General features: G+C 70.3%; 17 protein-coding genes. 3 read left to right on the forward strand and 14 right to left on the reverse strand.

The window, feature by feature from the left end:
• Positions 1-31: 31 nt before the first annotated feature.
• A complete protein-coding gene (locus tag KXC43_RS09565; protein WP_221375633.1) occupies positions 32-595 on the reverse strand; it encodes an NADPH-dependent FMN reductase in 564 nt (187 codons plus the stop codon).
• A 99-nt stretch (positions 596-694) separates the two neighbouring features.
• On the opposite strand from KXC43_RS09565, the gene KXC43_RS09570 reads away from it, so the two are divergent.
• Both KXC43_RS09570 and KXC43_RS09575 read left to right on the forward strand, forming a co-directional pair.
• A complete protein-coding gene (locus tag KXC43_RS09570) occupies positions 695-1,183 on the forward strand; it encodes a MarR family winged helix-turn-helix transcriptional regulator (RefSeq protein WP_221375634.1) in 489 nt (162 codons plus the stop codon).
• Positions 1,180-1,632, forward strand: coding sequence for a GNAT family N-acetyltransferase (locus KXC43_RS09575; protein ID WP_221375635.1), 453 nt, complete (start codon positions 1,180-1,182; stop codon positions 1,630-1,632). The genes KXC43_RS09570 and KXC43_RS09575 overlap by 4 nt, the downstream gene beginning before the upstream one ends.
• Positions 1,633-1,648: 16 nt before the next feature.
• Here KXC43_RS09575 and KXC43_RS09580 read toward each other — a convergent pair whose 3' ends face one another.
• The gene (locus KXC43_RS09580) at positions 1,649-1,978 is read right to left on the reverse strand and encodes a hypothetical protein (RefSeq protein WP_221375636.1); all 330 of its coding nucleotides are present in this window, start codon (positions 1,976-1,978) and stop codon (positions 1,649-1,651) included.
• 33 nt (positions 1,979-2,011) lie between these two features.
• On the opposite strand from KXC43_RS09580, the gene KXC43_RS09585 reads away from it, so the two are divergent.
• A complete protein-coding gene (locus tag KXC43_RS09585) occupies positions 2,012-2,563 on the forward strand; it encodes a DUF6886 family protein (RefSeq protein WP_221375637.1) in 552 nt (183 codons plus the stop codon).
• On the opposite strand, the gene KXC43_RS09590 is transcribed toward KXC43_RS09585, so the two are convergent.
• From KXC43_RS09590 to KXC43_RS09645, 12 genes are all read right to left on the reverse strand, one after another.
• Entirely contained in the window at positions 2,538-3,122 is a 585-nt protein-coding gene (locus tag KXC43_RS09590) for a TetR/AcrR family transcriptional regulator (RefSeq protein WP_221375638.1), read from the reverse strand. The two genes, KXC43_RS09585 and KXC43_RS09590, sit on opposite strands and share 26 nt — an antisense overlap.
• The gene (locus KXC43_RS09595; protein ID WP_221375639.1) at positions 3,119-4,321 is read right to left on the reverse strand and encodes an acyl-CoA dehydrogenase family protein; all 1,203 of its coding nucleotides are present in this window, start codon (positions 4,319-4,321) and stop codon (positions 3,119-3,121) included. The genes KXC43_RS09590 and KXC43_RS09595 overlap by 4 nt, the downstream gene beginning before the upstream one ends.
• Complete coding sequence (locus KXC43_RS09600; protein WP_221375640.1) at positions 4,321-5,316, reverse strand: phosphotransferase family protein; 996 nt, start codon at positions 5,314-5,316, stop codon at positions 4,321-4,323. Before KXC43_RS09600 ends, KXC43_RS09595 begins: the two co-directional genes overlap by 1 nt.
• Complete coding sequence (locus KXC43_RS09605; RefSeq protein WP_221375641.1) at positions 5,313-6,089, reverse strand: SDR family NAD(P)-dependent oxidoreductase; 777 nt, start codon at positions 6,087-6,089, stop codon at positions 5,313-5,315. Before KXC43_RS09605 ends, KXC43_RS09600 begins: the two co-directional genes overlap by 4 nt.
• A complete protein-coding gene (locus KXC43_RS09610; protein WP_221375642.1) occupies positions 6,086-6,832 on the reverse strand; it encodes an SDR family oxidoreductase in 747 nt (248 codons plus the stop codon). The genes KXC43_RS09605 and KXC43_RS09610 overlap by 4 nt, the downstream gene beginning before the upstream one ends.
• Before the next feature lie 47 nt (positions 6,833-6,879).
• Positions 6,880-8,142, reverse strand: coding sequence for an ABC transporter substrate-binding protein (locus tag KXC43_RS09615; protein ID WP_221375998.1), 1,263 nt, complete (start codon positions 8,140-8,142; stop codon positions 6,880-6,882).
• A 48-nt stretch (positions 8,143-8,190) separates the two neighbouring features.
• Complete coding sequence (locus KXC43_RS09620; RefSeq protein ID WP_221375643.1) at positions 8,191-9,210, reverse strand: branched-chain amino acid ABC transporter permease; 1,020 nt, start codon at positions 9,208-9,210, stop codon at positions 8,191-8,193.
• 64 nt (positions 9,211-9,274) lie between these two features.
• Positions 9,275-10,153 carry a branched-chain amino acid ABC transporter permease gene (locus KXC43_RS09625; RefSeq protein WP_221375644.1) on the reverse strand — a complete coding sequence of 293 codons (879 nt, stop codon included), beginning with the start codon at positions 10,151-10,153 and terminating at the stop codon, positions 9,275-9,277.
• A 1-nt stretch (position 10,154) separates the two neighbouring features.
• Positions 10,155-10,859 (reverse strand): ABC transporter ATP-binding protein, encoded by a 705-nt coding sequence (locus KXC43_RS09630; RefSeq protein ID WP_221375645.1) that lies wholly within the window; start codon positions 10,857-10,859, stop codon positions 10,155-10,157.
• Positions 10,856-11,569 (reverse strand): ABC transporter ATP-binding protein, encoded by a 714-nt coding sequence (locus KXC43_RS09635; RefSeq protein WP_221375646.1) that lies wholly within the window; start codon positions 11,567-11,569, stop codon positions 10,856-10,858. Before KXC43_RS09635 ends, KXC43_RS09630 begins: the two co-directional genes overlap by 4 nt.
• 248 nt (positions 11,570-11,817) lie before the next feature.
• Positions 11,818-12,465 (reverse strand): alpha-ketoglutarate-dependent dioxygenase AlkB, encoded by a 648-nt coding sequence (locus KXC43_RS09640; protein ID WP_221375647.1) that lies wholly within the window; start codon positions 12,463-12,465, stop codon positions 11,818-11,820.
• Positions 12,466-12,534: 69 nt separating this feature from the next.
• Positions 12,535-14,049, reverse strand: coding sequence for an MFS transporter (locus KXC43_RS09645; RefSeq protein ID WP_221375648.1), 1,515 nt, complete (start codon positions 14,047-14,049; stop codon positions 12,535-12,537).
• Between the last annotated feature and the right edge of the window lie 3 nt (positions 14,050-14,052).

Genomic DNA, 14,052 nt, shown 5'->3' on the forward strand with positions numbered 1-14,052 from the left:
GGCCTCGTGGCGTTTTTGATCTCTTGTCTGCTCAGGCGGCGTTGCGAACCGTCTCGAGAGCCTTGCTCCAGGTCACGGTCTGGTCGAGGACCAGGCTGAGGGCCTGCTCCTGACGCTCGCTCGGCAGGAACTTGCTGTAGTTCTCGAAGTCGGTCGCGAGCGACAGCAGAACCTGCGCGCGCACGTCGGCCAGCATGAGCTCGCCGGCGATCAGGCGCAGGTGCTCGACCGCGCGGGCGCCACCGACCGAGCCGTAGCCGACGAAGCCGGCGGCCTTGTTGTTCCACTCCTTGAAGAGGAAGTCGATCGCGTTCTTCAGGGCGCCCGACGTCGAGTGGTTGTACTCCGGGGTCACGAAGATGAAGCCGTCGAAGGAGTCGATCTTCTTGGCCCACTCGATGGTGTGCGGCTGGCTGTACTGGCCCATCGACGGCGGGATCGCCTCGTCGAGGTGGGGCAGGTTGTAGTCGAGAAGGTCGACGAGCTCGAACTCGGCGTCGGTGCGCTTGGCGGCGACGTCGTAGACCCACTTGGCCACGGCTTCACCGTTGCGGCCGGGGCGGGTGCTGCCGAGGATAATGCCGATCTTGGTCATCGCTGTTTTTCCCTTGCCTGGCGTTGGTCGGTGTGTCCTCGCGCTCTAACTTGCTGCGTCAAGCAACTATTCCTGCAATCGCGGCTTACGATCAACGTCATGTCCGCCACATCACCCGATCCGGTACTGCCACCGGGTCTCACCGCCCTCTCCGCTGAGGAAGAGACGGTCATGCGGGCGCTCGGCCGGCTCCTGCTCGTGCTACCTCGGGCCATGAACGCCGACCTCGAGGCCGAGCAGCGCATGACGGCGAGCGAGTACAACGTGCTGCGCCACCTCTCCGAGGACCCGAACCACCGGATGCGCATGAGCGAGCTGGCCCAGTCGTGTGACATGTCCCTCAGTGGCATGACCCGCCTGGCCGCCAAACTGGAATCGCAGGGCTACCTGAACCGGGTCAAGTGCGACGAGGACGCCCGGGGCTGGAACGCCGTCCTGACCGACGAGGGACTGGCCCGCCTGCGCGAGGCCTGGCCCACCCACCTGGCCAGCGTCCGCCGTCACATCTTCGACCACCTCGACGGCCTCGACCTCGACGATCTGGCCGCCGCCCTGAACAAGATGGCCACCGATGCGGACCTGCGATGACGACCATTGAGGAACGGCCCTGGGACGATCCGGCCGGCGCCGCCCTGCGAAAGGCCCAGCGGGCCGAACTCGACGAGCGCTACGGCAGCGACGACCACGAGCCCGGCACAGCGCCGACCGCCGCCGACATCGACCTGTTCCTGGTCGCCTCGGTCCCCGACGGCACGCCCGTCGCCTGCGGCGCCCTCCGCCGCCTGACCGGGACAAGCGCCGAGATCAAGCGCATGTACGTCGTCCCCACCAGCCGCGGCAGCGGCGTGGCCACGGCCGTGCTGCGCGCCCTGGAAGCGGCTGCAGTCAGCCGCGGCTGGACGACTCTGCGCCTCGAAACCGGCACGGAACAGCCCGAGGCGATCCGCTTCTACGAACGCGAGGGCTACACCGAGATCCCGCTCTTCGGGCCGTACGCGGGCTCCGAGATCTCCCGCTGCTACGAACGGACGCTCTAGTTGGTGCCCGCCGGCCTCACACCGCCACGAGTCGGACGCGATCGCCACAGAGCTTGACCATGTCGTCGATGTCGGAGGTCAACATGACCACAGGGCGATGCTGACGCAACGCAGCCTCGGCGACCGCCGCGTCGATCGCGTATTTGTGCCCGTGCAAGCCGACAATCGCCGGCAGCCTCGACGCGGCCCTGGCCTCCTCATCGCCCACCGGGATCACGCGTAGCCCGGACAGCAGCCGGCTCAGGCGAGACTGGTTCGTGCGGGCGTGAACGGCCTCGATGATGGTGAGTGCGCTGATCACGACTTCCGTGCCGCGCGAACGCCCCTCGGCCAGCACAGCCACCACCTGCCCACGTTCCTACCCTGGGAGACTGGGCGGATGCGTCCCCGGCCCGGCGAAGTGCTGCACTTCAGCGAAGACCCGACGATCGCCCGCTTCGTGCCGCACGTCGCGCCCACGTCGCGGGAGGCGGAGGCGTACGTGTGGGCGGTCGGGCACGACCGGGCGCCCGACTACTGGTTCCCGCGTCAGTGCCCGCGGGCGATGGCGTGGGTGGTCGACGGGACGTCCGATGTGGATCGCGAGCGCATCGTCGGGGCCGGTAGCGGGGTGCGGGTGCATGCCATCGAGTACGGGTGGCTGGAAGCGTTGCGTACGACCAGGGTCTACGCCTACCGGCTCCCGGCGGGGCCGTTCCAGCCGATCGCCGCGCCGGGGTCCGAGCCGCACGCCATGGTCGCCACCGAGCCGGTCGAGCCGCTGGGCCCGGCCGTCCCCGTGGGGGACCTGATCGCGTGCCATGCCGAGGCCGGCATCCAGTTGCGCGTTCTCGACAACCTGTGGCCCTTCTGGGATCAGGTTGTCGAGAGCACGCTCGGCTTCAGCGGCATCCGCCTGCGCAACGCTAGGCCGCGGCCAGCAGTGCAGTGATCGTCCGGGACAGCCGCGCCCGGGCCGCGATGACCGACAGGTCCATGTTCTCGCGCCACGTCGACCAGGTGGGCCACATGCTGACCGCGGTCAACGCGTCGAGCAGTTCCTCGTTGCCGTCCAGCTCGGCCGCGAAGAGGGCGGCGAGCTCGTCCCGTACGCGCTGCACATGCATCCGCCGGTAGCGGCGCAGCGTCTCGCTGAACGGCTCCTTGATCGCCGCCGCCTTGGCCGTCGGGCCGATCTGCTCCAGCAGGCGGGCCCGCTGGCGGCAGTAGGCCTCGATGCGCTCGGCCAGCGGCAGCTCGGGCGAGATCGGCCGGTGCGAGGAGTCCCGCAGCTCGAGGACCCGCTTGCCGCTCGCGGTGAACAGGGCCTCCATGTCGGCGAAGTGGCTCCACAGCGCGCGCAGCGAGACGCCCGCCGTCTTGGCGATGCGGTCGGCGGTCGGGCGCAGGTCACCCTCGCCGATGAGCCGGAGGTGCGCGTCGACGATGGCGTTGCGGGTGCGCTCGGACCGGGCGGTGCGCCCGTCGACGCGCTGCTGGGCCGGGCTCACGAGGCGGCGCTCCGGTGGCGGCTCAACTCCCGCCGGGCCAGCGAGCGCTTGTGCACCTCGTCCGGTCCGTCGGCGAGGCGGAGCGTACGGGCCGCCGCCCACAACCCCGCGAGCGGCGTGTCCTGCCCGACGCCGGCCGCGCCGTGGGTCTGGATGGCCTTGTCGACGATCCACTCGACGGTGGCCGGCACGATGATTTTGATGGCCTGGATCTCGGTGTGGGCGCCCTTGTTGCCGACCGTGTCCATCAGCCAGGCCGCCTTGAGCACCAGCAGCCGGGCCTGTTCGATCCGTACCCGCGATTCGGCGATCCAGTCCTGCACGACACCCTGCTCGGCCAGCGGCTTGCCGAACGGCGTGCGGCTGAGCGCCCGGGTGCACATCAGTTCCAGCGCGCGCTCGGCCATCCCGATCAGCCGCATGCAGTGGTGGATGCGACCCGGCCCGAGGCGCGCCTGCGAGATGGCGAAGCCGCCGCCCTCCTCGCCGATCAGGTTCGACACCGGCACCCGGGCGCCCTCGAAGAGCACCTCGGCATGGCCGCCGTGGTCGCCGTCGGTGTAGCCGAAGACCGTCATCCCGCGCTTCACGGTCACGCCGGGCGTGTCCCGCGGGACCAGCACCATGCTCTGCTGGACGTGCCGCGCGGCCGACGGGTCGGTCTTGCCCATCACGATGAAGATGCGGCAGTTCGGGTTCATCGCGCCGGTGATGTAGAACTTGCGGCCCGTGATGACGTAGTCGTCTCCGTCGCGCTCGATGCGGGTGCCGATGTTCGTGGCGTCGGACGAGGCGACCTGCGGCTCGGTCATCGCGAAGGCCGAGCGGATGGTCCCGTCGAGCAACGGCTGCAACCACTGTTGTTTCTGTTCCTCGGTGCCGAACTCGGCCAGCACCTCCATGTTGCCCGTGTCGGGCGCGGCGCAGTTCAGCGCGGGCGGAGCGATGTGCGGGCTGCGGCCGGTGATCTCGGCCAGCGGCGCGTACTGCAGATTGCTCAGGCCGGCGCCGTGCGCACCGGGCAGGAAGAGGTTCCACAGGCCGGCCAGGCGTGCCTGGGCCTGGAGCCGCGCCACGATGGGTGGCGGTTCCCAGCCCTCGCTGTGGAACCCGGCCTCGGCCGGATAGACGTGTTCGTCCATGAAGGACAGGAGCCGCTTGCGGTAGTCCTCGGTCCGCTCGTCGAAGCCGAAGTCCATCAGTGTCCCTCCAGCGCCTCGTGACCGCGCATGACCAGGGGGCCGACCATCTGACCGATCGTCTCGAAGCCGTCGCCGACGGTCTGCCCCTGAACGTATCGATAGTGCACGCCCTCGAGAATGACGGCGAGCTTGAATGCGGCGAATCCCACGTACCAGTGCAGATCGCTGACGTCGCGCCGGCTGCGTTCGGCGTAGCGCGCGCTCAGCTCGGCCAGGCTCGGATGCCCGGGCACCCGCAGCGGCGCGGACGGCCGTCCACCGGCGCCGGGACTGAGCGGAAGGTCGGCGTAGACGAGCATCAGGGCGACGTCGCTGAGCGGGTCGCCCAGCGTCGACATCTCCCAGTCGAGCACGGCGTTGACCTGCAACTCGTCGCCGATCAGCACGTTGTCGAGGCGGAAGTCGCCGTGCACCACGGCGCCCGGTCCGCCGGCCGGGATGTCGACCGCCAGCCGGGCGTGCAGCTCGTCGATCCCGGCCACGTCGCGGCTGCGGGACGCGTCGAGCTGCTTCTTCCACCGGCTGACCTGGCGCTGGTTGAACCCTTCGGGGCGGCCGAAGCCGTCCAGCCCGATCGCCGCCGGGTCGAGGGCGTGCAGGTCGGCCAAGGTGTCCACGAGCGACAGACCAAGCGTCCGCATCGCTTCCGGGCCGAGCGCCTCGAGCTGGGCCACGTCCCGGTAGATGGTGCCGTCGACATGTTCCATCAAATAGAACGGGGCGCCGATGACCTCGGTGTCGGTGCAGAGCAGCACCGGGCGCGGGGCGGGGAACCCGGCCTTCGACAACGCCTCGAGCACCCGGTGCTCGCGGGTCATGTCGTGCGCCGTGGGCAGCACGTGACCGAGCGGCGGGCGGCGCAGCACCCAGCGCTGCTCGCCGTCGGTCACGGCGTACGTCAGGTTCGACCGGCCGCCGGCGAACATGCGGCCCGTCAGCTCCCGCGGGCTGCCGAGGTACGCCTGGAGACGTTCGAGGTCGAGTCCCCTCATCGGGCGTCGCCCTCGAAGGCGCGCTGCATCTTGTTCATGCCGCCGAGCCATCGGTCGGGGTCGGCGGCCCGCAGCCGATAGAAGTCGGCCACCTCGGGGTGCGGCAGGATCAGGAAGCTGTCGCCCTGCAGCGCCTCGCCGACCTTGGCCGCCACCACGTCGGGTTCGAGCGCGCTCTCGGCCAGCAGGGCGGCGCTGGCACTGCCGCGGGCGCTGCCCCGGGTCAGCATGTCGGTGCGGACACCCTGCGGGCACAACGCCTGCACGGTGATGCCGCGGTGGTGGTAGGTGGCGCGCAGCCATTCCGCGTACGCCAGGGCGGCGTGTTTGGTGACCGCGTACGGCGCGCTTCCGAGCAGGGTGAGCAGGCCGGCCGCGCTGACCGTCATCACGAGGCGCTTGGGCTCGTTCGTGTCGAGCCACCGGGGGAGCAGCGCCCGGGTGACGTAGACATGCGACATCACGTTGACGTTCCAGTCCCGGATCCACACGTCGTCGGGCGTGCTCTCGTCGCCCGCTGTGAGCACGCCGGCGTTGGCGCAGAACAGGTCGATGCCGCCCAGCTCGGCCCAGGCCGTGTCGATCAGGCGGCGGGTGTCCTGCTCGTCGGCCGCGTCGCCGGGCACCGGCAGACCGCCGATGTCGCTGGCCACGGCCTCGGCCGCGGCCTGGTCGACGTCGTTGACGACGACCTCGGCCCCCTCGGCCGCGAACCGGCGGGCCAGCGCCGCGCCGATCCCGCCGCCGGCGCCGGTGACGACGACCCGCTTCACTGCATCTTCCCGGTCAGGGTGACGCCGCCGTCGATGACGAGGGTCTGGCCGGTTATCCAGCCCGCGTCGGCCGAGCTGAGGAATGCGACCGCGCCGGCCACGTCCTCGGGGACGCCCAGCCGGGCCATCGGATAGCCGGACGACACCTGTTCCTCCCGGCCTTCGAAGAGCGCGGACGCGAACTTGGTCTTGACCACGGCCGGGGCGACCGCGTTGACCCGCACCTTGGGTGCCAGCTCGACGGCCAGCTCCTCGGTGAGGTGGATCAGCGCGGCCTTGGTGACCCCGTAGAAGCCGATGCCGGGCGCCGGGCGCACGCCCGAGACCGACGAGATGTTGACGATCGAGCCGCCGCCCTCGGCCAGCCCGCCGCGCAGGGCTTCCTGCACCCAGCCGAGCGTGCCGAGGACGTTGACCTCGAAGATCTTGCGGGCCGCGCTCAGGTCGAGCGAGGCCAGCGGCCCGTAGACCGGGTTGATGCCGATGTTGTTGACGAGCGCCGTGACCGGGCCGAACTGGCCGAGCACGGTGTCGACCACGGCGGCCCGGTGATCGGGGTCGTCGCCCTTGCCGGCGACCCCGATCGCGACCGCGGCGCCGCCCAGATCCTTGGCCGCCGAGTCGAGCGCGGCCGCGTCCCGGCCGGTGATGCAGACCTTGTACCCGTCGGCCACGAAGCGTTGCGCGATGGCGAAACCGATCCCCCTGCTGGCTCCCGTCACGATCGCCACTTGGTCCGCCATGGCCGCTCCCTCGTCAGTCCTGATCAACAGATGTCCCGCAGCCCACCTTAGGCAGCGGGGATGCCGTTCGCTGGCGGGGCCACCGCCGGCTGCTCGTAGACCTCGACCGCGCCGTCGCCGTCGTCGGTCCTGAACGGCTTGCCGATCCACTTGGCCTGGCCGCCCTCGATGACGGTGAGCTGCTCGCCGCCGTAGCCGGAGTGGTCGGTCGCCGAGTAGCGCGTCGGCACCAGGCCGGGCCCGGTGAAGCCGCCCTTCTTGACCGCCTCGATGATGCCGTCCCGGGTCAGATCCTTGCCGGCGGACTGCAGCGACTGGACGAACAGGTAGGCGACGGACATGCCGTACACGACGTTGTTGTCCATCTCGGCGCCGGCGTTGTACTCCTTGTTGACCTTGGTGTACAGCTGGATCCACGGGTTCGCGGTGTCGTTGACCAGCGGCAGGTAGTTCGCCGCCACGACCCCTTCGAGCAGCGGCGCGGCTGCCCCCAGGGTCTTGGCGAGCGTGGTCGGGTCGGAGCCGACGTTGCTCACCACGAACTGCGGCTTGAACCCGATCTTCGCCGCCGTGCCGATCGACAGCGCGGTGAACCCGGGCACGGTCGCGAGCATGACGACCTGGCAGCCGGCCGCCTTGAGCGCGCCGATCTGCGGTCCGACGTTCGGGTTGCTGGTCACGTACGACTGCTTGGCGGCGACCGGGCCGAGCACCTTCTCGATGCCGGCCAGGCTGTCCCGGCCGAAGTCGTCGTCCTGACCGAGGAAGCAGACCTTCTTGCCGGCGTGCTCCGTCTTCACGTGGGTGGCCAGGATCTTGCCCTCGACGGTGTAGTCGGGGTTGAAGCCGAACGTGCCGGGATACTTGTCGGGCTGGTTCCAGCTGCGGCTGCCGCTGGCCACGAAGAGGTCGGGCACCCGGTTGGTCTTGAGGAAGTCGAGCACACCGCTGTGCGTGGGCGTGCCCAGGCCGTTGAGGATGGCGAAGACCTTGTCCTGCAGGACCAGCTGGCGCACGACCTGCTGGGTGTTCGCCGGGTTGTAGCCGTCGTCCATGATCTTGTAGGTGATCTTGCGGCCGTGCACGCCGCCGTTCGCGTTCACATAGTCGAAGTAGGCCTTGGTGGCCGGGGCAATCTTGGAATAACCGGCGGCGGCGGGGCCCGTGAGGGGCATGTGCGTGCCCACCACGATCTCGGTGTCGGTCACCCCGGGAGTGTCGGCGCTGCTGCTGCCGCCGCCACTGTCGGAGTTGCTGCAGCCGGCCGCGGCCAGCAGCACGGCGGCGAGGACGGTCGCGGTGCGTTTCATCATCGGCCTTTCTGCGCGGAATCCAGGAAGTGGTTGTGCGCGTGCCTTTCAGTGCTTCTTGGTGCGGAACTGCCACCGGCGAGGAATCCGTAGGGAGGCCAGGCCGCCGGGAGCGGCGAGCATGACGACGACGAGAACGACGCCGAAGAAGGTGAGCGCGAGGTTGCCCTCGAGCCGCTGCGAGCCGGCCGCCTCGCCGATCTCGTGCGCGACCGCGGGCAGCGCGACCAGCAGCAGCGCGCCGATCAGCGCGCCGGAGAGCCGGCCGAGGCCGCCGATGACGATCGCCATCAGCAGGAATAGAGACAGGGTGAGCGGGAACGCGCCGGGGGAGACGCTCTGCGCGATCACCGCGAACAGAGCGCCGGCGAGACCGGCGCAGGCGGCGGAGACGACGAACGCGGCGACCTGCGTACGGGCGATGCTGATGCCGGCGAGACGGGCTGCTGTCTCGTCGTCACGCACGGCCCGCATGTCCCGGCCGAACCGGCCCCGGGTGAGCAGGGCCAACGCCAGCACGGTGATCAGGGCGCCACCCCAGCACACCCAGGCCTGCCACTGCTCGACCGTCATCGACTCCGGCGGCGGGTTCAGGATCACCGACAGGCCCTGATCGCTGTTGAAGGTCTCGTCGAACGTGCTGGTGATCGAGGGAACGACCACCGCGACGGCCAGGGTGAGACCGGCCAGATAGGGCCCTCGCAGGCGGGCCGCGGCCAGGCCGATGACGGCGCCGACGGCGGTGGTCACCAGGATCGCCACCACGATGCCGACGGCGAGCAGGTTGAACTTGTTCTGCCAGAGCGCCAGCGTGTATGCGCCGGTCGCCATCAGGGCGCCGTGGCCGAGCGACAGCTGTCCATTGAGGCCGGTCAGCACGGTAAGGCCGGCGGTGACGCAGAGATAGGCTCCGACGGTCGCCAACTGGTAGGTGCGGAACGGCGGCAGGGTGTAGGTGAGCGCCACCACGATCGCGGCGCCGATGACGACGACGAGCAGAGGGCTGAACCGCCGCCGCATCGGCGGCGAGGTGATCCGCGTGGTGACGCGATCCCGGACGACGGTCATGCTGAGCCTCCTGTGGCATGCCCTTCTGGCCCTACTGACGCCGCGCTGACTCCGGTGCAGTCGGTCATGCCGTCCTCGCTTTCGATCGGGAGAAGAGGCCGTCGGGACGGCTCAGGAGAACGACGACGAGCAGGGCCAGGACGGCCATCGGGGCGACCGTGGCGCCGAGGTAACCGCTGATGTACGAGAGCAGCAGGCCGACGAGCAGGCCGCCGAGCACCGAGCCGATCGGGCTGTCGAGCCCGCCGAGCACGGCGGCGGTGAACGCCGAGATGAAGACGATGTCCATCGCGGTCGGGTGCAGGCCCAGTTCGGTGGGGATGACGAGCATGCCGGCGAGCGAGCCCACGGCGGCGGCGAGCGCCCAGCCCAGCGTCAGCATGCCGCCGACCGGGACGCCGAGCAGCCGCGAGACGTCCGGGGCGAAGGCGGCCGCCCGCATACGCAGGCCGGTGGGCGTACGGGTGAACAGGAGCGTGAGAAGGACGACCACCGCCCCCACCGCGGCGAAGACGAACAGGTCGTAGCGCGACAGCAGGGCGACGCCGCCGATCTCGAACGCGTCGCGGCTGAACGGGGCCGTGGCCGGCCGGAACTCGTTGCCGTAGATCATGCCGAGCACGCCCTGAATGATCAGCACCAGCCCGAGCGCGACGACCACCCCGTTGAGCGGCGAGGAGTGGTCGACGAAGCGCATCACCACGCGCTCGACCCCCGCGCCCAGCAGCAGGCCCGCGACCAGCGCGACGACGAAGCCGAGCCAGTACGAGCCGGTCGCGTCGGCCACCGAGTACGCCACGTACGCCGTCGCCACCGCCATCGCGCCCTGGGCGAAGTTGACGATGCGCGTGGCCCGCCAGATCAGCACCAGGGCCAGCGCGAACGCCGCGTAGACGGCGCCCCGGCTGAGGCCGTCGAAGGTGAGGAACAGGAAACGGTCCATGTCAGAACCCCAGGTAGGCGTGCCGGAGGTCGGCGTCGTCGACGAGCGTCGCGGCGTCGTGCCGGGTGACGATGCGGCCCAGCGACAGCACGACACCCTGGTCGGCGATCGAGAGCGCGCTGCGGACGTTCTGCTCGACCAGCAGGACGGCCAGCCCGGTGCGGTCGCGCAGATCGCGCAGCAGCCCCATGATCTGGGCAGTGATCTTGGGAGCGAGACCCAGCGATGGCTCGTCGAGCAGCAGCAGCCGGGGCTGGGCGGCCAGGGCGCGGCCGATCGCGAGCATCTGGCGCTCGCCGCCGGAAAGCTGGTGGCCGAGGTGGCCGCGGCGCTCGGCCAGCCGGGGAAACAGCTCGTAGATCGGCTCGAGGGACGGCTGCGGCTTGCGCCAGAGCCCGCCCAGGCGCAGATTCTCGTCGACCGTCAGCTCGGTGACGACACCGCGGCCCTCGGGTACGTGGGCGATGCCGAGGTGCACCATCCGCTCGACCCGGATGCCGCGCAGATCTTGGCCGTCGAAGGTCACGCGGCCGCTCGTGGCGGGCAGCAGGCCCGACAGCGTTCGCAGGAGGGTCGACTTGCCGGCGCCGTTGGCGCCCAGGACGGCGACGATCTGTCCGGGTTGGACGGACAGGCTGACGTCGTGCAGCACGGGTGCGGCGCCGTAGCCGGCGGTGAGCCCCTCGACCTCGAGCAGCGCGCTCATGCGGCCGCGCCCAGGTAGGCCTCGGCGACCTTGTCGTTCGTCCGGATCTCGGCCGGACTGCCCAGCGCGATCGGCCTGCCGAAATCGAGAACGAGAATCTCGTCGCAGACCGACATGACCAGTTCCATGTGGTGCTCGACGAGCAGGACGGTCGTCTCCGCCCCCTGGATCAGGTCGGCCAGCCAGCGGATCTCGTCGGCGTCGAGGCCGCCGGCCGGCTCGTCGAGCATCAGGATGCGGGGCCGGGCGGCGAGCGCGCGGGCCAGTTCGACGCGTTTGCGCTTGGCGTACGGCAGCGACCCTGGCAGCGCCCGGGCGTGCTCCGCGACGCCGCAGCGTTCCAGTGCCTCCCACGCGTCGGCCTCGGGTTTGCCCGAACGGGCGCCGACCAGCACGTTCTCGAGGACGGTCATGCCGTTGAACTGACCGACCCCCTGCAGCGTGCGGGCGATGCCCCGGCGGGTGAGGTGGTGCGGCTTCGGCCGGAACGGCTTGCCGTCGAGCGTGAGAGCGCCGGACTGCGGCGCCACGAATCCGCAGACGACGTTGAAGAGGGTGGTCTTGCCCGCGCCGTTGGGCCCGATGATCCCGACGGTGCGGCCCGGCGTGACCCGCAGGGAGACGTCGTCGAGGGCGAGCAACCCCCCGAAGCGAACGGTGATGTGGTCCAGGGTCAAACCCTCGGCGTCGTTGAGCGGTTCCGTTGCCATGGTCACCTCGGCTCGATGCGGCGGAGTGGCCGGACGAACGCCAAGCGCGCCCGGACACGACGCGGCCCGTCCTGTGTGGATCGTTGCCGTCAAACTATTTACACTCGCAGTGTAACTTTCTCCGCGTGCACGTCAACCGCCTGTTTCCAAGTTGTTTCCATCGACGTTTATCGCATGCCGCCGGGCTGTCCGGGGGCATCTGAAGTCCGCTTTGCGAAGGGCGCGGAACCGGGCGTGCCGCCTTGCGGTCAGGCCACGCCGGCCGGGCGGAACTGGATGCTGATGCGCGGGCCCACGGGTTTGGCCGTCTTGAGGACGGCGTGTTCCCACGTGCGCTGGCAGGAGCCGCCCATGACGATCAGGTCGCCGTGGCCGAGCGGGAAGCGCAGCGTCTCGTGGCCGCCGGCGCGCGGCCGCAGGGAGAGATGGCGCGGGGAGCCCACGGAGACGATGGCGACCATCGTGTCGTGGCGGGCGGAGCGGCCGATCGTGTCGCCGTGCCAGGCGACGCTGTCTTTGCCGTCGCGGTAGAGGCACATGCCGGCGGTGACGAACTCTTCGCCCAGCTCGTCGGCGTAGTGGGAGTTGAGCCGGGCCTTCGCCTCGATCAGGGCGGGGTGTGGCAGGGGCTCGTCGGCGCCGAACCAGCGCAGCAGGCGGGGGACGTCGACGACGCTGTCGTACATCTGGCGGCGGTCGGCCCGCCAGTCGATGCCGAGCAGCGCCTCGAAGACCGCGTCGGACCCGTGCAGCCAGCCGGGCAGCACGTCGACCCAGGCCCCGGCGGTGAGCTGGTGGCGCTCGATGCGGCCGGCCAGCTCGCCGGCGCCGGGGGCGGAGCCGCCCCTGGCGTCGCCGCTCAGGTCGAACATCGATGGCTGGTAAGTGCTGGTCATGCCGCCATGTTAGTACGGACGTTCGAAGATCGGCCGGTTGTCCACAGGGCTGTCAGTTGTCCACAGGTGTCAGCCGGCCAGTTGCGACTCCGGCTCCGGGGCAGCATCTTCGGGTGTGGTTGCCCGCGGTGCCGGCCGCAGGACGGCTACGGCGACCACGGCCGCCACGATGCCACCGACCACGCCGATGAGGGAGGTCGAGGCGATCGCCGAGACGAAGGAGTCCTGCGCGACCCGGGCCAGGGCCGCATCGCCGGTGGCGGCAGCGATCTGCAGCGCGTCGCCGATCGAGTCGCGGGCCCGGTCGGCCACGTCGGTGGGCATGGCGGCCCGATAGGTCGCGGTGAGCACGCTGCCGAGCACGGCGACGCTCAGCGCCGTGCCGACCTGTTGCACGGTGTCGTTCACGGCCGAGCCGACGCCGACCCGCTCCGGTGGCAGCGAGGCCATCAGGGTTCCGTAGGCCGCGGGTCCGGCCGTGCCGCTGCCCATGCCCATGACGACCAGCGCGAACGCGAGCTTGAGATAGCCGTCCCCGGGCGCGAGCGACGAGAGGATGCCGAAGCCGGCCGCCATGAGCAGCAGGCCGGCGGCCAGGGCGGTCCGCGTGCCGAACTTCTTGTCGACGACCACGCCCACGCCGTTGAAGACCATGGCGGTGACGATCATCGGGATGAACGCCGTGCCGGCCTTGAGCGGCTCGTATCCGAGCACGAACTGCAGGTATTGCGTGAGGGCGAGCAGCACGCCGCCCGCCGAGAACGAGAGAAGGACGATCGAGAGGCTGGCTCCCGCGAAGTTGCGGTTGCGGAAGAGCTTCAACGGCAGCATCGGCTCGGCGACCTTGCGCTCCCACAGGGCGAATGCGGTGAGCGCGATGACTGCGACGGCGAAGCCGCCAAGGGTGGGGGCCGAGCCCAGGCCGCCCTGCGCCGAATGGATCACGCCCCAGACCAGGGCCGTCATGCCGACCATGGAGAGCAGCGCGCCGAGCAGATCGGGCCGGGTGGCCGCGCCCCGGGACTCGGGAATGACGGCCAGCGCGGCCACGATGCCGAGGATCGCGATCGGCACGTTGAGCAGGAAGATCGAACCCCACCAGAAGTGCTCGAGCAGCAGTCCGCCGAGGCTGGGCCCGCCCAGAGCGCCCAGCATGAGCACCGAGCTCCAGATGGCTATGGCCTTCTTGCGCTCGTCCTCGGCGAAGACGGTGGTGAGGATCGACAGGGTGCCCGGCATCAGGAAAGCGGCGCCGACACCCATCAGGCCGCGGACGGCGATGAGCTGTGCCGGGGTCTGACAGAGCGTGGCGAGCACCGAGGCGCTGCCGAAGACGACGAGCCCGATCACCAGGCCGCGACGGCGGCCGTGGCGGTCCGACAGGCTGCCCGCGGTGAGCAGCAGCCCGGCGAAGACCAGGATGTAGGCGTCGATGATCCACTGAATCTGGGCGGTGCCGGCGCCGAGGTCGCGGATCAGCGACGGGATCGCGATGTTCAGCACCATGTTGTCGACGACGACCACCAGCAGGCTCAGGCAGAGCACACCGAGGATCAACCAGCGCCGAGGGTTGCGCTCCGTCATGAC

Origin of the sequence: Paractinoplanes polyasparticus (assembly GCF_019710575.1) — a bacterium.
Taxonomy (GTDB): Bacteria; Actinomycetota; Actinomycetes; order Mycobacteriales; family Micromonosporaceae; genus Actinoplanes; species Actinoplanes polyasparticus.